We start from the raw sequence: 21,286 nt of genomic DNA, 5'->3' as shown, positions 1-21,286 counted from the left end.
GGCACTTGAGGGCGCGTTAGGTGTTTTCGGGGAGCGTACCGAGGGCGCATTCACGTCGTCGTCCTTGGGTAAATTCTGTGCGATCGCCGCTCGTCGCGCGTGCGTTCGCTTTTTCGCGGGCATCTCCCAGGGGCGCACTCCGGGGAGCACAAGCGGCCGCACCGGCCCTCCCGGGCGCATTCTTCGTGGCAGCATGGTGACCGGTTCGTACGGTGCACTGGTTGTCCACAGCCTGTGGAGGCGGCGATGCGGTGGTTGGTGGGATGGAGCAGTACCGCCGCTCGTGCGCCCGAGATCGGTTCGGCGGGAGCGACGGGCAGCGACGGCGAGACGGTGCACCCGGTGGGGTCCCAACTCCTGTGGGGCGACCCCGATCCGCTCTGGGCGGTCGGTGACTGGCGCCCCGACGAGGTGCGTGTCGTCAAGGCCGACGAGCAGAACCGCATGGCGGTGCTCGGTACCTGCGGAGCCTCCGACGAGGAACTGCGCGTGGGCCTGTTCGCCGCGCGCGGCGGGGCACTTCGGCATCTGACGGCCTGGTCCGGCAGCTACACGGCCGTCGTCCAGGTGGGCCGCCGCCTCATGGTCTGCGGCGATCTGGCAGGCGTCAGGCCGGTGTTCTACACCCCCTGGGCGGGCGGCACGGCGTACTCGACCGCGGCCCTCCCCCTCGCCGACCTCATCGAGGCCAACCTCGACTTCGGGCACCTGGCGGCCCTGCTCGCCGCTCCCGACGTACCGGCCGCGCTCCAGGACTCGACGCCGTACGAGGGTGTGCGGCGCATTCCACCCGGGCACGCGCTGATCCTGCGCGCGGGCGCACGAGAGGTCGCCGGGTACGAGCAGGTGGCCTCCCTCGCCGTCGCGGCCGCGATCACCGACCCCGACAGCGCGGTGAACGCCGTACGCGACGCCCTGGTCGAGGCCGTGCGCACGCGGCTCGCCGCCCCCAGGCACGTACCCGGGGCGGACATAGACCCCGGTCCCGTCCCCGGCATGGGCCCCGCCGAGCGGCGCGCGGCGCGCGGCATGCCCGTGCCCGGCATCGGAGCCGACCTCTCCGGAGGACCCGCTTCGGGCACCCTCGCCCTCCTCGCCGCCGGTCTGCCCGGCGCGCCGGGCACCGTCCTGGGCCATGGCACGGGTGCCGGCGAACGCCTCCTCGCGGTCACGTTCAACGACCTCGCGGTGCAGGGCCGCGAAGCCGAACTGGAGCGGGCGGGCACGCTGGCGGCCAATCCGCGACTGCACCACGTGGTCGTCGCGGGCGGCGAAGAGGTCCTCCCCTACGCCGAGTTGGAGGGCCCGCTGACGGACGAGCCCGGACCCTCGCTGGTGACCGCCGCCCGGCACCGCGCGCGCCTGGCGTCCGGCAGCGCGGACCACTTCACGGGGTACGGCGCCCGTCAGGTCCTCGACGCGCACCCGGCCCGCCTCGCCGACCTGCTGATGGACCGCAAACGACGCCATCTGGTGCGCCCGGTCGCGGCGTTGGCGAAGGCCGACGGTTCCGTCATGGTCCCCGCACGCGTGTACGGCGCGGCGCGCAAGCTGTCCCGTACGCCGTATCTCGTCGGCATAGAGGGACTCGCCGACCGGCTGCTGCACAAGCGGTTCGAGGAGCCGGGAGGTGCCGTGGGGGCGTCGCTCGCCGCGCTCACGTGGGCCAGACCCGGGCCCGCCGCGCGCTGGCTCACCGGCGAGGCCCTCGCTGAAGTATCGGTTCGCCTGGCGGGTGCGACGACCCGGGGCGGAGTCGGTCCCGGTCAGCGTCCGGGCGACTTCCGCGCGCGCTCCGCCCTGGCGCGGCACGCCTCGGACCTCCGGATCCTGGAGCAGGCCGCGGAGGTCCGCTTCCAGCGGCTGCACGCCCCGTTCCTCGACAACCAGGTCGTACGTGCCTGTCGTGCCCTTCCCGAGGCGCTGCGGGTGCAGCCCGGGGCGCGGGCCGCGATCCTCCGTACGGTCCTCGAGGGCGCCGGTGTGGCCGATCTCCCGCCCGGCTGGGGTGCTCCGTCCCACGCGTCCTCCACGGCCGCGGCCCGTACGGGGCTCCGGGTCGCCGTGGACGATCTCGTCGCCCTCTTCGACACGCCCCTGCTCGCCCAGGCGGGTCTGGTCGAGGCCCGAGTCGTCCGCAAGGCTCTCCGGGCCGCGGCCGACGGCGAGGCCCTCCCCCTGGAAGGCCTCGCGGATCTGGTCTCCCTGGAGCTGTGGCTCCGCCGCCTGCTCGAACGCCGCGGCACCTGCTGGACGGGGACCCCCGCGCGTCAGCGGGCCGTCCCTGCGGGGATCCGGCCTCAGCAGGGGGCGTTGGGGGCGGGGGCGCGGAGGGGGTAGCGGGGTGGACTTCGCCCCCGCCGCCCCCGAACCCCCGCTCCTCATACGCCGGAGCGGCTGAAGATTTCGGGGCCAGGCCGACATTTCAGCCCGTCCGGCGTCTGAGGACGAGCGCGTTCAGCGCGATACGGGGGTCCAGGGGCGGAGCCCTCGGTAAAGGACGGGAATGGGTAGGGGCGGCGGGGGCGAAAAGAGTCGGCTCCGCCGGGCCGGACCGGTGACAATGGCCCCGTGCGGTACAGAATCCTGGGCGTCACCCAGGCAACGGACGCCCAGGGCAACGACGTGCCCCTGGGCGGCCCCCGCCTCCGCGCACTCCTGACGGCGATGGCATTGCGAGCAGGCCGAACCACATCTCCGGAGACCCTCATCGACGAGGTCTGGCCGGACAGCCCCTCGCACGCCGCCCCCGCCGCACTCCAGGCCCTCGTCGCCCGCCTCCGCAGAGCCCTCGGCAGGGACGCGATCACATCGGAGCCGGGCGGCTACCGCCTCGCCGCCACCCCCGAGGACGTGGACCTGTTCGTCTTCGAACGCCTGGTCCGCGAGGGCAGGGCGCAACTGGACGAAGCCCCGGAGACAGCGGGCCGCACCCTCCGCGAGGCACTCTCCCTGTGGCGGGGCCCCGCCCTGGCCGACCTCCCGGACCGTACGACGGCCGCGACCCGCCCGGAATCCCTCCGCCAGGAGGCGACACGCGCGCGCGTGGAGGCGGACCTGCGCAACGGCCACGCCCACGACGCCGTACCGGAACTGAGGGAACTCACCGAGACCCACCCCTACGACGAGTCCCTGCACGCCCTCCTCATCAGAGCCCTGCGCGACACCGGCCGCGCGGCGGACGCCCTGGCCGCGTACGAGACGGCCCGCCGGGCCCTGGCGGACGGCCTCGGCACCGACCCGGGACCGGAACTCCGAGCCCTGCACGGGGAACTGCTGACGCCTCGGCCGCCCCCGGTCGCCACCCCGGGCCCGTACACCCCCACCTCTCCCTCAAGAGCCGACCGCACCGGCAACATCCGCCCCCGCCTGAACTCCTTCGTGGGCCGGGAACCCGAACTCGACGCCATCCGTTCCGAATTGCACAGGGTCCGTCTCGTCACCCTCACGGGACCGGGCGGATCCGGGAAGACCCGCCTCGCCGAGGAAGCCGCCGCCGGGCATCCACAGGCATGGCTGGCCGAGCTCGCCCCGCTCGACCGGCCGGAGGCGGTGACAGGCGCGGTCGTCAGCGCCCTCGGTCTGCGCGAGACCGTGCTGATGACCCACGAGATGACGGTGCAGCAGGACGACCCGGTCGCCCTGCTCATCGAGTACTGCGCCCCGCGCAGCCAACTCCTGATTCTTGACAACTGCGAACATGTGATCGGTGCAGCGGCCGAGCTCGCCGAGACCCTCCTGACCCACTGCCCGGGCCTCACGATCCTCGCCACCAGCCGCGAACCCCTGGGCGTGCCCGGCGAGTCCGTGCGCCCGGTCGAGCCCCTGCTCCCCGATCCGGCGCACCGCCTCTTCACGGAGCGGGCGGTGGCGGCGCAGCCGGACGCCGACGTCACCCACGACCCCGCCGCCGTCGACGAGATCTGCCGCCGCCTCGACGGCCTGCCCCTGGCCATCGAGCTGGCCGCCGCCCGGCTGCGCATGCTCACCCCGCGCCAGATCGCCGACCGCCTCGACGACCGTTTCCGCCTCCTCACCTCCGGGAGCCGCACGGCGCTGCCCCGCCAGCAGACCCTGCGCGCGGTCGTCGACTGGTCCTGGGACCTGCTCGACGAGCCCGAGCGGACCGTCCTGCGCGAGGTATCCGTCTTCGCGGGCGGCTGGGACCTGGACGCCGCCGAGGCCGTGTGCACCGGCCCCGTGGCCGAGATCGTCGGCGCGCTCGTCGACAAGTCCCTGGTCGTCGCGACGCCCGGCCGGCGAGGGACCGGCGGTATGCGCTACCGCATGCTGGAGACGATCCACGAGTACGCCGCGGAGCGCGCCGCCGAGACCCCCGAACTGCGTGCCACGGCCGAGCGCCGGCACCGCGCGTGGGTCCGAGCGCTGGTCGAGGAGGCCGATCCGCTCCTGCGGTCCGCCGACCAGCTCCGGTGGATCCGCCGCCTGGAGTCCGACCTGGACAACATTCGCGCGGCACTCCACCGCAGCCTCGTCGCCGCCGACGAGCCGGAGACGGGCTCCATCGTCCTCGCCATGGGCTGGTTCTGGTGGCTGCGCAACTTCCGCCGGGAGGGCGCGACCTGGGCGGACCAGGCCCTGCGCCTGGGCACGGCACTCGACAAACGCTCCTCCGGCTCCTCCGACTCTTCAGACCTCCGCGGTTCCTCAGACCTCCGCGACTCGTCCGAAGCTCACCCGTCCGGCTCGTACGACCCCTCCGACGTACCGGCATCGACCCCGCCCGTCTGCGAGAGACGTATCCCGGAGGGGGTGCTCGACCTCGACGCCGTCGATCCCATGGAGGCCTACCTCGCCGACCCCGAGGCCGAGAAGGATCACCCCTCGCACCGGATCCGCATGAAACTGCGCATGCTGGATCTCTTCCTGAGAGCGGAGCTCGGCCAGGTCCCGCTGAAGGACGAGCGGACGCAGGAGTACGCCAGGGGCGTGCGGGCCACCATGGCGCGGGGCGGTCCGGACGCAGCGCGGTTCCCCGGCATCATCTGGCCGCTGATGGCGTTCGTTCTCGGCAACACCGAAGGCATCCGCCACGACATGGAGGTGTCACTGGCCAACTGCCGGGAGCACGGCGGTGACTGGGAGATCGGTGCGGCCCTGCTGTTCGGCATCCATGTGGCCGTGGACAGCCCCGGCGGTATGGAGGGCGTCGACGAGACCCTCGTGGAGCTGCGGGCCGTCGCCCGGCGCACCGGGGACCGCTGGATGCTCGCCCAGGTGAGCAGCGCGGGCGGCGAGACGGCCATGGCCCGCAGCCGTTTCGACGAGGCGAAGAGCGAGTTCGAGGACGCCATGCGGCTCGCGGTCGAGGTGGGGGCGTATGTGGAGACGCCGTTCCTCATCGCCCGCCTCGGCGAGATCGCCTACTACGTGGGGGACCGGGCCAAGGCTCTCGCGGCACTGGACGAGGCGACGGCCGCGGCCGATCGCTACGCGGTGCCGGACTCCAGGGCGTTCGTCCTTCTCATGCGGTCGCAGATGGCCTACGACGACCAGGACTTCGTACAGGCCCGCGAGCTGTACGGGGCGGCCCGCGTGGAAATGGAGCGTGGCACACCGCCGGCCCAGTTCCTCGCCGCGCTGAACGGCCTCGACGCGGTGCTGACCGCGGTCGAGACGAGCCCCGGGCACGGGCTGCGCAAACTGGCCGACACCCTGCGCGAGGCCACGTCCACGCGGTGCTCGGAGGTGGTCCTCGCCACGCTGGCCGAGCGGGCGGCGGGCGTCCTCAGCGACATCGACGACCACGCGCGCGTGGTCCGCCTCCTCGCCGCGGGCTCGCGCTGGCGCCAGGGCCACCCCCGTCCGTTGCCCTACAGCCGGGACATCGACCGCATCGAGACCGCCGCCCTGTCCCACCTGGGCCGACGGGCGTACGACACCGAGCGGCGCACCGGCGAGACGCTCACCCCGGACGACGTCCTGCGGGAACTGGCCGAGGCCTCGGCGACCGTCACGCACACCGGCACCCGCTGACGCGGCCAAGGACCCCCCGGCTGCCCGACACCCCGGCGCAGGCGGGACCACGCACTCACCGACAGCGGAAGCGCGAATCCGCCCAGTCCGCCAACGCCACCGAGTCGAAGGGCGAATGCGGCTCGACGACCAGGCGGATCGTTTTCCTGCCGGTCAGATCCACATGCACGGGCACCGCGCCATGACCGCCCTGAACCAGCCCCGACTGCCACATCCGGGCCCCGTCCGCGAAGACGGAGAACCGCACCTGACCGAGCCCCATCGTCATGTCGTCGACACCGACCACCGCGTCGTACGAGGAACACGTGCGGTTGAGATCGATGGTGACCGAGGAGGCGCCGTGGACGGTGACACCGTTCGCGTACGAGGTGTCGGCGATCGACATGCCGTACCGCTGCCAGACCCAGCTGCTCTCGCCGAGCCGCATCTCGGGCTCGGTGCCGTCACCGGTGACGCCGTACTCCAGCTGGTTCCACTGGAAGACCGCAGGGGGCGCCGGCGGAGGGGGCGGCTTCGGGGCCGGTGCGGGGGGAGTCGTGGGCGTCGGCTTCGGCGGGGGAGTCGGTTTCGGAGTGGGCTTGGAGGTGGGCGTCGGCTTGGGGGTGGGACTCGGCGTCGGACGCGACGAGGGCGCCACGACCGGCACCGGCCGGCTCGGCGCGGGCTCCGCCTTCGGGGGCTTCGGCGACGGCGACGGAACGCGCGGTTCGACGACGGGCGGGGACGGATCAGGCTTGGCCACGGGGTCCTTGGGCTTCACCTCGTCACCGGCCAGCGCGAGCGCCACCACGGCGACGGCCGCCGCGACGACACCGGCCGCGATCCCCGCCTTCACAGGCGCCCCGAGACCCTCGGCGGCGGCCCCTCCACCTGCGCCGGCCCCTCCGGAGCTGCCGCCCGCCGCCGACGCGGCCCCCGCGGCACCGGCCGCACCCGCGCCGGCACCGCCGGCGATGAGCGCGGCCGCCTTCGCGTACCCGGCGGCACCGAACCAGCCGATGACGGCGATCGGTACGACCGCGGGAATCCCGCCGGCGACTTCCTTGATCTGACCGGCCGCGAGCCGGCACTTGGCGCACTCCTCAAGGTGCTTGCGCAGCCCGCGCTCGGCACGGGTGCGCAGCCCGCCGCGCGCGTACGCGCCGAGCCGGTCGGCGTAGCGTGCGCACTCCTCGTCGGTGGTGAGCGTGACGCTCACATGGGCCTGGAGATACGCCTGCTTGAGGCCTTCCCGGGCCCGACTGGCAAGGACACGTGTGCCGTTGGCGTCCAGCCCGAAGAGCGTGGCGACCTCGCTCGGGGACTCGTCCTCGACCTCGGTGTGCCAGAGCACGGCCTGCCACCGCTCCGGCAGCGACCGGAACGCCTGCATGGCCATCGACTGCTCGGCCTCGTGCATCGCCCGTACGTCCGCGCCCAGGTCCAGGGTGTCGTCGTCCGACACCTCGGAGCCGCGTGCGGCCTGCGCCGCGAACACGGCGAAGTCGTCGACCAGGTGCTCGCGCCTCGCCGACTTGGTCCAGCTCGCCGCGACGCGTCGTACGGTCGTCAGCAGATAGGCGCGTACGGCGTGCTCGGGGCCGCGCCCGCCGCGTACGGCCTGGAGCATGCGGGCGAAGACCTCGGCCGTGAGGTCGTCGGCGGTGTGGGCGTCCCGGCAGCAGGTGCGTGCGTACCGGCGGACGGCGTCCGCGTGGCGCCGGAACAGTTCCTCGTACGCCGTGTCGTCTCCCGAGCGCATCCGCTCGATCAACTCGGCATCGGCGGACGGCAACTCGATCGGGGGCGGCAGTACACCGCTGTCGTGCCACTCGCGCCGCTCCCGCTGCGGCGGAACGCCGGTTTCCGGGACGGCACCTCTGGCCGACACGTCCTCCGGGGATCCGGCAGGAGTGCCCTTCGGCCGGCCTCCCTGGCTCGGCACCTGCGGCGACGGCAGCCCACCGGCCTCCGCGCCACCCTCACCGGGTGACTCGTCCCGCCCGTCAACGCTCATCGCGGAAAGCCCCCGCCTGCACACTCGGACCCGAACATCCGGGAAAGAGTGCCACACGGACCCACCGCTGTTACCCGGAGGAACGGACCAACCACTCGTCCGTGGAGACTTGCCGAACCACAGCACTACCGTTCACCCGAACGGGGAAGACTCAACCACCTTCCCTGCCAAGCAGGTTGACGAAAGCGCGCCCCGTCAGGGGTGCGGGGAACTGCGCGACAAGCCCCCACAGCCCCGCACCCGACAACGAACCCACACCCGCCACCCTGGCCGGAGGCACCCGAACCCGCGCCCGCGCCATCAGGCAGGCCGAGACCGAAGCCCCTCCAGCAGAATGTCCAGCAACCGAGCCGACGCAGCCGCCTGCTGGGCCGCGTCCGGCAACGAAGGCGCCGCCGTGGCGATCACCAGCAGCACATCCGAGACCGTGACGTCCGGACGCAGTTCGCCCGCCGCCCGCGCCCGATCGACGAGCCGGCCCACGACCTCCAGCAGCTGCGCCGCACCGGCGTCGTCCTCGATCGCCACGACCTCCACGGTCTCCTGCAGGGGAGCCGGCCGCTGCTCCACGAGCCGCAGCTCGGGCGAGAGCGGCTGGGACCGCTGCTGCGGCACCCGTGTCTCGTCGAGGACCGTGCCCTCTGCTCCCTCGTCACTGACGCCGACCCGCAGGATCTGCGGAGGCAGCAGCCGTCCGGCACCCGAGGCCACCGAGGTCCGCAGGAAGCGCGAGAGCGCCGACCACGGCTCGTCCTCCTGACCCAGCGCGGAGCGCGCCTGGTCGGTCAGCCGGGAGGTCTCCTCCTCGGCTATCCGCCGGACCAGGACGTCCTTGCTCGGGAAGCGCCGGTACACCGTGCCGACACCGACGCGGGCGCGCCGCGCCACGTCCTCCATCGGAGCGCCGTACCCCAGCTCGCCGAAGACCTCACGTGCCGCTCGGAGTACGTGCTCCAGATTGCGCTGTGCGTCCACGCGCAGTGGCGTCGTGCGCGACGGGTCCCCCACGCCGCGTCCGTTCGATGCCGCCGCACTGATCGCGCCGCCCGTCCCGATGGCAGACGCGGAAGACCATTGAGTGTCCTGAATGTGCATATGTGTTCCCCCGGTAATGACGTCTCCCCCCGGAGACTCTCCCCGCCATTGACAGCCGGAGCGAGCGGAACAGCCTTCGCCGCGCGGTCTCGCCGCACGGACCCGTCGAGCGCATCCCCCTACACCCCGATGACACACGAACATAGTTGAGTGGGGGTCAATTCAGAAGGGGCAGGTTCCGTACAGAGCGCCCCCCGATCGGACTACGGGCCGCTTACGTCCCGGTTGCGCCCCCTACTTCCACCCCGCTCACACCCGCTGACCTGCGAAGCTTCCCCGCACTCCGGCAAATCGGCCAACCGTGCGCGTCTCAGGCGCGCGGTCACACAAATTGACGGGCCTGTGGACAAACTCCCGTAGCCGGTGCGTCATGGGTGAGTGAAGGAACGTGCGCGCATTCTCGTTGTCGGCGGCGGCTACGTCGGGATGTACACCGCTCTGGGGCTCCAGCGGAAGCTGAAACCCGAGCTCAGGCGGGGCGACGTGGAAATCGTCGTGGTGACGCCCGACCCGTACATGACCTATCAGCCGTTCCTGCCCGAGGCCGCCGCGGGCTCGATCTCACCGCGTCATGTCGTCGTGCCGCTGCGCCGCGTCCTCGACCAGTGCCGGGTCGTCATCGGCGAGGCCGCGTCCATCGACCACGCCAAACGCACCGCGACCCTCACCACCCTCGCCACCGAGGAGGAGGGCACGGGCCCCGAGCAGATCACGTACGACGAACTCGTGCTGGCCCCCGGCTCCGTCTCCCGGACCCTCCCGATCCCCGGGCTCGCCGAGTACGCCATCGGCTTCAAGACCGTCGAAGAGGCCATCGGGCTGCGCAACCACGTCATCGAGCAGATGGACATCGCCTCCTCCACCCGCGACCCCGCGATCCGCGACGCCGCCCTGACCTTCGTCTTCGTAGGCGGCGGTTACGCAGGAGTGGAGGCCCTCGGCGAGCTGGAGGACATGGCCCGCTACGCCGCGCGCTACTACCACAACGTCAAGCCCGACGACATGAAGTGGATCCTCGTCGAGGCCTCGAACCGCATCCTCCCCGAGGTCGGCGAGGAGATGGGCAAGTACACCGTCACCCAGCTGCGCCGCCGCAACATCGACGTACGCCTGGAGACGCGTCTCGACTCCATCGCGGACCGGGTCGCCGTCCTCAGCGACGGGGCGCGCTTCCCGACGCGTACGGTCGTGTGGACCGCCGGCGTGAAACCGCACCCCGTCCTCGCGGCCACCGACCTCCCGCTGAACGAACGCGGCCGCCTGAAGTGCACCGCCCAGCTGACCGTCGACGGCACCACGCACGCGTGGGCCGCGGGAGACGCCGCGGCCGTCCCCGACGTCACCGCCGCCGAGCCCGGCACGGAGACCGCCCCCAACGCCCAGCACGCCGTGCGCCAGGCCAAGGTCCTCGCCGACAACATCGCCCGCTCACTGCGTGGCCAGCCCCTGGAGACGTACGCACACAAGTACGTCGGCTCGGTCGCCTCCCTGGGCCTGCACAAGGGCGTCGCGTTCGTCTACGGGCGCAAGCTGAAGGGCTACCCTGCCTGGTTCATGCACCGCGTCTACCACCTGAGCAGGGTGCCCACCTTCAACCGCAAGGCCCGCGTGCTCGCCGAATGGATCCTGTCGGGGCTCTTCAAGCGGGAGATCGTCTCCCTCGGTTCGCTCGAACATCCCCGTGCGGAGTTCGAACTCGCGGCCGGTGGAAAGCCTCCTCAGAACCCGAAGGGGTCGTCCTGACCGGACCCAGGAACTCCATCCGCCGCGCCCGCGTCTGACGGATGTCGGTCCGGTCGGACACACTGGTCCACACCATGGGCGGGCCGACCGCTCGCCCTTCAAACCCACGAGGCCTGTCCCACTGTGAACTTCACGCGCTGGAGCGCCCGGCTCCCCGGAACGCAGCGCCGCGCGGCAGCGCGGACCGAGGATTCGCCGACGGCGCTCCCTTCGGAGGGCTCCGTGCCCGCGGCACGCGCCGAGCGGCTGACCGACTCGGCGCTCCTGCCCGCCGTCGACGAGCTGCCCGTCCGCGAGGTCCTCGACCGCATCCCGGCCCTCGTCGCCCTGGTCCACGGCCCGGACCACCGCCTCGCGTACGTGAACGACGCCTATGTGGCCGCCTTCGGTGTCCGCCCGGCCGGCGAGCCCGCCCGCGACGCGCTGCCCGAGCTGGCCGAGCTCGGCCTGCTGCCGCTCCTCGACCAGGTCCTGCGCAGCTCCAAGCCCCGCACGGTCAAGTCCCGCAAGGCCCCCGGCGGCCGCTCGTACACGTTCACGTGCACACCGGTCGAGGTCTCGGCCACCCCCGAAGGCGGTGGCGTACTGATCTTCGCCGCCGACGTCACCGACCACGCCGAGGCCGCCGAGCGGCTGCGCGCCAGCGAGCGCCGGCAGCGCGAGACCGCCGTCACCCTCCAGCGTTCCCTGCTGCCCCAGGAGCTCGAAGAGCCCGACGACCTGCGCGTCGCCGCGACGTACCACCCGGGCGGCACGGAGGCCGCGGTCGGCGGCGACTGGTACGACGTGATCACCCTCGGCGGCGGCCGCACCGCCCTGGTCATCGGCGACGTCATGGGCCGCGGCGTCCGCGCGGCGGCCGTCATGGGCCAGCTCCGCACGGCCGTCCGCGCCTACGCCCGCCTCGACCTGCCCCCGCACGAGGTCCTCCAGCTCCTGGACGGCCTCGCCATGGAGATCGACGCCAACCAGATCGCCACCTGTGCGTACGCGGTCCACGACCCGAACGAGGGCCGGCTGGTGTACGCCTCCGCCGGCCACCTCCCGATCCTCGTCCGCGACGAGAGCGGCACGGTCCTGCGCGCCGACGAACCCACCGGCCCCCCGCTCGGCACCGGCGGCTGGATGCACGCCTCCGGCTCGATCCCGCTCGGCCCCGGCTCCACCGCCGTGCTCTACACCGACGGCCTGGTCGAGCGCCGCGACGCGGACCTGGACGAGGGCATCGCCTCCCTGGAGCGCGCCCTCGCCGGCGCCACGGGCACCCCCCAGGTGGTCTGCGACCGCCTGGTCCGCTCGGCGGGCGTGACCGCAGACCACGACGACGACGTCGCCGTCCTGGTCCTCCAGCACCCGGCCCGTACGGGACCGGACGGCGACCTCTTCCGCAACGCCGCACTGGAGCTGCTCGGCGGCGTCGAAGCGGCCCCACGCGCGCGTGCCTTCGCCTCCGGCGTCCTCACCAGCTGGCGCTTCCCGACGGACCTGCACGACCTCGGCGTACTGGCCGCGAGCGAGCTCGTCGCCAACTCCCTCCAGCACGGCACCCCGCCGATGCGCCTCAGACTCCGCCGCACCGACCGGCGCCTCATCGTCGAGGTCACCGACGGCGACGACCACCTCCCGCGCCGCCGCCGCGCCGAGCCTGCCGACGAGTCCGGCCGGGGCATCGCGATCGTCGCCACCATCGCCTCGAACTGGGGCTCCCGCCGCACCCCGGGCGGTGGCAAGGCGGTGTGGTGCGAGTTCGCACTTCCGCGCACCACCTGACCCAGGAGCCGCGCGCCATCTGGTCGGACCCGCCCAGCGGTGCTAGTAGCTCACCCATGACCAGCTCACCCCAGGCAGACGAAACGGGCTTTCAGCTCAAAGGCAGCGCTCCCGAGCGCTACGAGGAGTACAGCGCACCGATCATGGCGCCGTTCGTCGAGGCGCTGCTGGACGCAGTGGACCTGTGTCCCGGCCACCAGGTCCTCGATGTCGCCTCCGGCACCGGCTTCGTGGCCCGCGCGGCCGCCGCCCGGGTCGGCCCCACGGGCCATGTCGCGGCCGCCGACTTCAGCGAGGCCATGCTCAAGGTGGCCGCCGCCAAGGCACCCCGCATGTACCCGGACATCGAGTTCACGGTGGCCCCCGCCGACCGCCTCCCCCATCCGGACGACACCTTCGACGCCGTCCTCTGCCAGCAGGGCGTCCAGTTCTTCCCCGACCTCGGCGCGGCTCTAGTCGAGGCGTCCAGGGTCCTGCGCGTCGGCGGCCGGTTCGCCGCCACCGCCTGGGCCGCCCGGGACCGCTCCCCTTACTTCGAGGCCCACCACCGCGCCATCACCGAGTACGGCGGCCCGGAGGCCGAGGCGCACTTCGCGATGGCCTTCTCCTGCCCCGCCGAACGCCTCACGGCGGCCCTCACCGACGCGGGCTTCCACGACGTGGTCAGCCATGACATCACCTTCGGCATCACCCTGCCCCCGCTCGCCGACTTCGCCCGCGGCCACCTCTCGGCCGTCCCCTGGGGCCAGGCCATCGAGGACGCGGGCGGCCCGGACCGTCTCGCACAGGCCGCCGCGGCGGTGGCCGCGGCCCTCACCGACCACACGAACCCCGACGGCACGGCAACACTCCCGTTCACGTCCACCCTGGTGACAGCCATCCACTGAGCACCTCCACGCGAACAGCAGAACGGCCGCCACCACATCCGTGGTGACGGCCGTCCTCAATTCCGCGGGTTTACTACGCGCGTCAGGCCGCGGTCTGCACCGACTCGGCCGAAGCCCCGCCCCGCGCCACAACCCGGCTCTTCGCCAGCGACGGCTGATTCTGTACGGGAGTGAGCTGCTTCCCCAGCCGCACCGCCAGGAACGTGATCCCCAGCGAGAACAGCAGAAACGTCACGACGTACGGAGCGTGCAGCGAGGCCCCCATGGGCCCGCCCACCGCAGGACCGACCGCGAGCGCCAGCTGCTTCACCAGGGCGAAGGCGGAGTTGTACTGCCCCGCCATACCGCTCGGCGCCAGATCCGCGACCAGTGGAGCCACGGTCGGCGACAGCATCGCCTCCCCGAGCCCGAACAGCGCGTACGTCGAAACGAACGCCGCCGTCGCCATGGTCTGGCTGGCGTGCCCGAGCCCTGCGTACCCGGCGACGACCCAGGCGAAGGCCCAGATCAGGCCGACAGCGCCGATCACCCGGGACCGCTTCCGCCGCTCGACGAACCGCAGCACGGCGAACTGGGCGACCACGATCATCGCCGTGTTCGCGGCAAGCGCGGTCCCGAGCGCGGACGTGGAGATCCCCGCCGCCTCGACGCCGTACGCGCTCAGCCCCGACTCGAACTGCCCGTAGCAGGCGAAGAACAGCACGAAGCCCACCACACACAGCTGCACCATGGCCCGGTTGCCGAGCAGCTGCTTCCAGCTGCCCCTGGCCCCTCCCGGAGCTCCCTCGACCTGGGGCGCACGCGGCATCCGTACGGTCAACATGACCACCACGAGCAGCAGGAACATCGCCGCCTCGATCGAGAACAGCAGCGTGAACGAGCTCGCCCGCGAGGCGTCGACGAGATGACCGCCGATGAGCCCGCCGACCCCGAGCCCGAGGTTCTGCAGGAAGAACTGCGTGGCGAAGGCGCGCGACCGCGTATCGGCCGACGAGAAGTCCACGATCATCGTCGCGAGCGCCGGCTGCATCACGGCCTGACCGGCACCGAGCGCGGCCGCGGACAACAGCACGGTCGTCGAGCTGCTCGCGAGCCCGAGGCTCAGCGCGCCGACGGCGGCGGTGATCAGGGCGGTGAGCAGCACCGGCAGCGGGCCCCGGCGGACGATGGCCCGCCCGGCGAACGGCAGCACCACGAGTGCGGCCACGGCGAAGACGGCGAGCACGAGACCCGCCGTCATCGCACCGAGATCCCGTACCTGCGCCACATAGACGTACAGATACGGGACGGTAAAGCCGAGCCCGAACGCGCTGAGTGCGTTGCCCACATGGATCCGGCGCATCTCAGCGCCCATCGCCCTGGTCACTTTCACCTGCCTTGGTAGAGAAGTCTTACGTCTGCCTCAGGAGTTAGAGGTGAAGACTTCGAAGCTAAAGTAAGAAGCTAAACAGTACATCCCGAAGGACTTCAACGCCAAGCGGGCGCGTGCCATACTGCGGCCATGGGTGACACCCGCCGCGTCAGCGAGCCGACGATCGAAGAGCAGATCGCCGCCTACCAGCGCGAGTTCCAGGACCTCGACCCCCAGGTCGAGAAGATCGTCTCGGCGCTGGGCCGCCTGAACCGCCGCATGAACGTCGCCTACGGCCGCCAGACCGCCACCCTCGGCATGAGCAACGCCGAGTGGGAGGTCCTCAAGGCCCTGGTCCTCTCCGGCGCCCCGTACCGAATGGGCCCGAGCGACCTCGCCAAGCGCCTCGGCCTCACCCCGGCCGCCATGACCCACCGCATCGACCGCATGGTCGCGGAGGGCCTGGTCACCCGGGAGCGCGACGAGTCCAACCGCGTACGCGTCATCGTCGAGCTGACCGAAGAGGGGCGCGGGAAGTGGCTGGAGGCCATGCGCCTCGCCACGGTCTTCGAGGAGGACCTCCTCCAGGACCTCTCCCCGGAGGACCGCGGCGTCCTCGGCGAAGTGCTGACCCGGCTGCTGCGCCGCGTGGAGCACGCCCAGCCGGACGCCGGCGGCCGGCTCACCGACCTTGACTGAGGCCCGAGTTGGGCCTCGGCTCCGGCTCGGACTTCCTGCCCGCCTCTGGTTTGCCGGATGGCCGCCCGGGGGAGACTTGACACTCCCCTCGCCGATCCGTAAGGTTCTTCGAGTTGCCACGGGGCCGTAACGGTTCTGCGACAGCACCTCCGCCGCAGAAGCGGCACACCAAACCATCAGCACGATCTCCTCAACGGGGCGAATTCGGCGTGCCCGAATTCAATTCGATTTGGGGCTGGCAGCCCGATTAGGAACTGCCGAGAGGATCCGCTAACGTTTGGAACGTCGGAACGGCTCAACAGCCGCAAAGATAAACCCGGTTGACAGGGAGTCAGGCCCGAAAGGATCTGATACAGTCAACACCGCCGGAAGGTCGAAAGGCCGGAAAGTACCGAGGAAATCGGATTGGAAAACGGTCTGATAGAGTCGGGAACGCAAGACCGAAGGGAAGCCCGGAGGAAAGCCCGAGAGGGTGAGTACGAAGGAAGCGTCCGTTCCTTGAGAACTCAACAGCGTGCCAAAAATCAACGCCAGATATGTTGATACCCCGTCTCCGGCCATCACGGCCGGGACGAGGTTCCTTTGAAAAAGTCCTGCCGGGCATTGTTCCGGTAGGCGCACAGCGAGGACGCTGTGAACAGTCGGGCTTATTCCGCCCGGTTGTTCCGCTCTCGTGGTGTCATCCCGATTACGGGAATACATTCACGGAGAGTTTGATCCTGGCTCAGGACGAACGCTGGCGGCGTGCTTAACACATGCAAGTCGAACGATGAAGCCCTTCGGGGTGGATTAGTGGCGAACGGGTGAGTAACACGTGGGCAATCTGCCCTTCACTCTGGGACAAGCCCTGGAAACGGGGTCTAATACCGGATAACACTTCCACTCGCATGGGTGGGGGTTGAAAGCTCCGGCGGTGAAGGATGAGCCCGCGGCCTATCAGCTTGTTGGTGAGGTAGAAGCTCACCAAGGCGACGACGGGTAGCCGGCCTGAGAGGGCGACCGGCCACACTGGGACTGAGACACGGCCCAGACTCCTACGGGAGGCAGCAGTGGGGAATATTGCACAATGGGCGAAAGCCTGATGCAGCGACGCCGCGTGAGGGATGACGGCCTTCGGGTTGTAAACCTCTTTCAGCAGGGAAGAAGCGAAAGTGACGGTACCTGCAGAAGAAGCGCCGGCTAACTACGTGCCAGCAGCCGCGGTAATACGTAGGGCGCAAGCGTTGTCCGGAATTATTGGGCGTAAAGAGCTCGTAGGCGGTCTGTCACGTCGGATGTGAAAGCCCGGGGCTTAACCCCGGGTCTGCATTCGATACGGGCAGACTAGAGTGTGGTAGGGGAGATCGGAATTCCTGGTGTAGCGGTGAAATGCGCAGATATCAGGAGGAACACCGGTGGCGAAGGCGGATCTCTGGGCCATTACTGACGCTGAGGAGCGAAAGCGTGGGGAGCGAACAGGATTAGATACCCTGGTAGTCCACGCCGTAAACGGTGGGAACTAGGTGTTGGCGACATTCCACGTCGTCGGTGCCGCAGCTAACGCATTAAGTTCCCCGCCTGGGGAGTACGGCCGCAAGGCTAAAACTCAAAGGAATTGACGGGGGCCCGCACAAGCAGCGGAGCATGTGGCTTAATTCGACGCAACGCGAAGAACCTTACCAAGGCTTGACATCGCCCGGAAAGCATCAGAGATGGTGCCCCCTTGTGGTCGGGTGACAGGTGGTGCATGGCTGTCGTCAGCTCGTGTCGTGAGATGTTGGGTTAAGTCCCGCAACGAGCGCAACCCTTGTTCTGTGTTGCCAGCACGTCCCTTCGGGGATGGTGGGGACTCACAGGAGACTGCCGGGGTCAACTCGGAGGAAGGTGGGGACGACGTCAAGTCATCATGCCCCTTATGTCTTGGGCTGCACACGTGCTACAATGGCAGGTACAATGAGCTGCGATGTCGCAAGGCGGAGCGAATCTCAAAAAGCCTGTCTCAGTTCGGATTGGGGTCTGCAACTCGACCCCATGAAGTCGGAGTTGCTAGTAATCGCAGATCAGCATTGCTGCGGTGAATACGTTCCCGGGCCTTGTACACACCGCCCGTCACGTCACGAAAGTCGGTAACACCCGAAGCCGGTGGCCCAACCCCCTTGTGGGGAGGGAGCTGTCGAAGGTGGGACTGGCGATTGGGACGAAGTCGTAACAAGGTAGCCGTACCGGAAGGTGCGGCTGGATCACCTCCTTTCTAAGGAGCACTTCTTGGCTGTCGGCTTGCCGATGGTCCAGAGGCCAGTACATCGGCGTACGTCCGGTGCTGGTTGCTCAAGGGTGGAACGTTGATTATTCGGCACTCTCAGTCATCTCGGGCTGCAAGTACTGTCCTTCGGGGCGTGGAAAGCTGATCACGAGTGGCGAGGGTGCCGGGCACGCTGTTGGGTGTCTGAGGGTACGGACTTTATGTCTGGATCTTCAGTGCCGGCCCCGGTAAAAATCTGCTTCGGCGGGTTGTGACGGGTGGTTGGTCGTTGTTTGAGAACTGCACAGTGGACGCGAGCATCTGTGGCCAAGTTTTTAAGGGCGCACGGTGGATGCCTTGGTACCAGGAACCGATGAAGGACGTGGGAGGCCACGATAGTCCCCGGGGAGCCGTCAACCAGGCTTTGATCCGGGGGTTTCCGAATGGGGAAACCCGGCAGTCGTCATGGGCTGTCACCCACATCTGAACACATAGGGTGTGTGGAGGGAACGCGGGGAAGTGAAACATCTCAGTACCCGCAGGAAGAGAAAACAACCGTGATTCCGGGAGTAGTGGCGAGCGAAACCGGATGAGGCCAAACCGTATACGTGTGAGACCCGGCAGGGGTTGCGTGTACGGGGTTGTGGGATCTCTCTTTCACAGTCTGCCGGCTGTGAGACGAGTCAGAAACCGTTGGTGTAGGCGAAGGACATGCGAAAGGTCCGGCGTAGAGGGTAAGACCCCCGTAGTCGAAACATCAACGGCTCGTTTGAGAGACACCCAAGTAGCACGGGGCCCGAGAAATCCCGTGTGAATCTGGCGGGACCACCCGCTAAGCCTAAATATTCCCTGGTGACCGATAGCGGATAGTACCGTGAGGGAATGGTGAAAAGTACCGCGGGAGCGGAGTGAAATAGTACCTGAAACCGTGTGCCTACAAGCCGTGGGAGCGTCGCTCATCAAGTTTACTTGGTGGGTCGTGACTGCGTGCCTTTTGAAGAATGAGCCTGCGAGTTTGCGGTGTGTTGCGAGGTTAACCCGTGTGGGGAAGCCGTAGCGAAAGCGAGTCCGAACAGGGCGATATAGTAGCGCGCTCAAGACCCGAAGCGGAGTGATCTAGCCATGGGCAGGTTGAAGCGGCTGTAAGAGGTCGTGGAGGACCGAACCCACCAGGGTTGAAAACCTGGGGGATGACCTGTGGTTAGGGGTGAAAGGCCAATCAAACTCCGTGATAGCTGGTTCTCCCCGAAATGCATTTAGGTGCAGCGTCGTGTGTTTCTTGCCGGAGGTAGAGCACTGGATAGGCGATGGGCCCTACCGGGTTACTGACCTTAGCCAAACTCCGAATGCCGGTAAGTGAGAGCACGGCAGTGAGACTGTGGGGGATAAGCTCCATGGTCGAGAGGGAAACAGCCCAGAGCATCGACTAAGGCCCCTAAGCGTACGCTAAGTGGGAAAGGATGTGGAGTCGCAGAGACAACCAGGAGGTTGGCTTAGAAGCAGCCACCCTTGAAAGAGTGCGTAATAGCTCACTGGTCTAGTGATTCCGCGCCGACAATGTAGCGGGGCTCAAGCGTACCGCCGAAGTCGTGTCATTTCAGCATATAGGGCCAACGCCCGCTGGGATGGGTAGGGGAGCGTCGTGTGCCGGGTGAAGCCGCAGCGGAAGCTAGTGGTGGACGGTTCACGAGTGAGAATGCAGGCATGAGTAGCGATACACACGTGAGAAACGTGTGCGCCGATTGACTAAGGGTTCCTGGGTCAAGCTGATCTGCCCAGGGTAAGTCGGGACCTAAGGCGAGGCCGACAGGCGTAGTCGATGGATAACCGGTTGATATTCCGGTACCCGCTGTGAAGCGTCAAACAGTGAACCAGGCGATGCTAAGTCCGTGAAGCCGCCCTGGAGCCTTCGGGCAAAGGGGAGTGGTGGAGCCGACGGACCAGACCTGTAGTAGGTGAGTGATGGGGTGACGCAGGAAGGTAGTCCAGCCCGGGCGGTGGTTGTCCCGGGGTAAGGGTGTAGCCCGGTGTGTAGGTAAATCCGCACACCAACAGGGTGAGACCTGATGCCGAGCCGATTGTGGTGAAGTGGATGATCCTATGCTGTCGAGAAAAGCCTCTAGCGAGTTTCATGGCGGCCCGTACCCTAAACCGACTCAGGTGGTCAGGTAGAGAATACCGAGGCGTTCGGGTGAACTATGGTTAAGGAACTCGGCAAAATGCCCCCGTAACTTCGGGAGAAGGGGGGCCATCACTGGTGATCCGTTTTACACGGTGAGCTGGGGGTGGCCGCAGAGACCAGCGAGAAGCGACTGTTTACTAAAAACACAGGTCCGTGCGAAGCCGTAAGGCGATGTATACGGACTGACGCCTGCCCGGTGCTGGAACGTTAAGGGGACCGGTTAGTGCACTTTCGGGTGTGCGAAGCTGAGAACTTAAGCGCCAGTAAACGGCGGTGGTAACTATAACCATCCTAAGGTAGCGAAATTCCTTGTCGGGTAAGTTCCGACCTGCACGAATGGCGTAACGACTTCTCGACTGTCTCAACCATAGGCCCGGTGAAATTGCACTACGAGTAAAGATGCTCGTTTCGCGCAGCAGGACGGAAAGACCCCGGGACCTTTACTACAGTTTGATATTGGTGTTCGGTTCGGCTTGTGTAGGATAGCTGGGAGACTGTGAAGTCATGGCGCCAGCCATGGTGGAGTCGTCGTTGAAATACCAGTCTGGTCGTGCTGGATGTCTAACCTGGGTCCGTGATCCGGATCAGGGACAGTGTCTGATGGGTAGTTTAACTGGGGCGGTTGCCTCCTAAAGAGTAACGGAGGCGCCCAAAGGTTCCCTCAGCCTGGTTGGCAATCAGGTGTTGAGTGTAAGTGCACAAGGGAGCTTGACTGTGAGACCGACGGGTCGAGCAGGGACGAAAGTCGGGACTAGTGATCCGGCGGTGGCTTGTGGAAGCGCCGTCGCTCAACGGATAAAAGGTACCCCGGGGATAACAGGCTGATCTTCCCCAAGAGTCCATATCGACGGGATGGTTTGGCACCTCGATGTCGGCTCGTCGCATCCTGGGGCTGGAGTCGGTCCCAAGGGTTGGGCTGTTCGCCCATTAAAGCGGTACGCGAGCTGGGTTTAGAACGTCGTGAGACAGTTCGGTCCCTATCCGCTGTGCGCGTAGGAATATTGAGAAGGGCTGTCCCTAGTACGAGAGGACCGGGACGGACGAACCTCTGGTGTGCCAGTTGTCCTGCCAAGGGCATGGCTGGTTGGCTACGTTCGGGAGGGATAACCGCTGAAAGCATCTAAGCGGGAAGCCTGCTTCGAGATGAGTATTCCCACCAACTAGATTGGTTAAGGCTCCCAGTAGACGACTGGGTTGATAGGCCGGATGTGGAAGCCTCGTAAGGGGTGAAGCTGACCGGTACTAATAGGCCGAGGGCTTGTCCTCAGTTGCTCGCGTCCACTGTGTTGGTTCTGAAACCACGAACAACCCCATACCCGTGTGGCCACGCGGTGTGGTGCGGTAT

At 68.4% G+C, this 21,286-nt stretch carries 9 protein-coding genes and 2 rRNA genes; 8 read left to right on the top strand and 3 right to left on the bottom strand.

The features are described 5' to 3' along the window. Window positions 1-246 precede the first annotated feature (246 nt). Complete coding sequence (locus OG718_RS26930; RefSeq protein ID WP_143643665.1) at window positions 247-2,340, top strand: asparagine synthase-related protein; 2,094 nt, start codon at window positions 247-249, stop codon at window positions 2,338-2,340. A gap of 231 nt (window positions 2,341-2,571) precedes the next feature. After that, on the top strand, window positions 2,572-5,997 hold the full coding sequence (locus OG718_RS26925; RefSeq protein WP_328845377.1) for a BTAD domain-containing putative transcriptional regulator: 3,426 nt from the start codon (window positions 2,572-2,574) through the stop codon (window positions 5,995-5,997). A gap of 55 nt (window positions 5,998-6,052) precedes the next feature. Here the strand turns inward: OG718_RS26925 and OG718_RS26920 are convergent, their stop codons facing one another. Together OG718_RS26920 and OG718_RS26915 are read right to left on the bottom strand one after the other, a co-directional pair. Then, window positions 6,053-7,993 carry a sigma-70 family RNA polymerase sigma factor gene (locus OG718_RS26920; RefSeq protein ID WP_328845376.1) on the bottom strand — a complete coding sequence of 647 codons (1,941 nt, stop codon included), beginning with the start codon at window positions 7,991-7,993 and terminating at the stop codon, window positions 6,053-6,055. 300 nt (window positions 7,994-8,293) lie between these two features. After that, window positions 8,294-9,088 carry a TetR/AcrR family transcriptional regulator gene (locus OG718_RS26915; protein WP_143643670.1) on the bottom strand — a complete coding sequence of 265 codons (795 nt, stop codon included), beginning with the start codon at window positions 9,086-9,088 and terminating at the stop codon, window positions 8,294-8,296. A gap of 378 nt (window positions 9,089-9,466) precedes the next feature. Between OG718_RS26915 and OG718_RS26910 the strand changes: the two genes are divergently transcribed. From OG718_RS26910 to OG718_RS26900, 3 genes are all read left to right on the top strand, one after another. Then, window positions 9,467-10,831: an NAD(P)/FAD-dependent oxidoreductase gene (locus OG718_RS26910; protein ID WP_143643672.1), complete on the top strand. Its 1,365-nt coding sequence runs from the start codon at window positions 9,467-9,469 to the stop codon at window positions 10,829-10,831. Window positions 10,832-10,954: 123 nt separating this feature from the next. Next, window positions 10,955-12,601, top strand: coding sequence for an ATP-binding SpoIIE family protein phosphatase (locus tag OG718_RS26905; protein ID WP_143643674.1), 1,647 nt, complete (start codon window positions 10,955-10,957; stop codon window positions 12,599-12,601). Between the two features lie 56 nt (window positions 12,602-12,657). Continuing rightward, on the top strand, window positions 12,658-13,488 hold the full coding sequence (locus OG718_RS26900; RefSeq protein ID WP_306938824.1) for a class I SAM-dependent methyltransferase: 831 nt from the start codon (window positions 12,658-12,660) through the stop codon (window positions 13,486-13,488). A gap of 82 nt (window positions 13,489-13,570) precedes the next feature. Here the strand turns inward: OG718_RS26900 and OG718_RS26895 are convergent, their stop codons facing one another. Next, complete coding sequence (locus OG718_RS26895) at window positions 13,571-14,842, bottom strand: MFS transporter (RefSeq protein ID WP_328845375.1); 1,272 nt, start codon at window positions 14,840-14,842, stop codon at window positions 13,571-13,573. Between the two features lie 147 nt (window positions 14,843-14,989). Between OG718_RS26895 and OG718_RS26890 the strand changes: the two genes are divergently transcribed. From OG718_RS26890 to OG718_RS26880, 3 genes are all read left to right on the top strand, one after another. Further along, window positions 14,990-15,538 (top strand): MarR family winged helix-turn-helix transcriptional regulator, encoded by a 549-nt coding sequence (locus OG718_RS26890; RefSeq protein ID WP_143643678.1) that lies wholly within the window; start codon window positions 14,990-14,992, stop codon window positions 15,536-15,538. 701 nt (window positions 15,539-16,239) lie between these two features. Beyond that, window positions 16,240-17,768 (top strand): 16S ribosomal RNA (locus OG718_RS26885). Between the two features lie 316 nt (window positions 17,769-18,084). Continuing rightward, window positions 18,085-21,207: ribosomal RNA gene (locus OG718_RS26880) — 23S ribosomal RNA — on the top strand. Together the 16S and 23S rRNA genes form the textbook arrangement of a ribosomal RNA operon. Window positions 21,208-21,286: the final 79 nt, after the last annotated feature.

The sequence above is a fragment of the Streptomyces sp. NBC_00258 genome, assembly GCF_036182465.1.
GTDB lineage: Bacteria > Actinomycetota > Actinomycetes > Streptomycetales > Streptomycetaceae > Streptomyces.
Note: the sequence above shows the minus strand (reverse complement) of the source record. Positions and strands in the feature narration are given on the sequence as shown.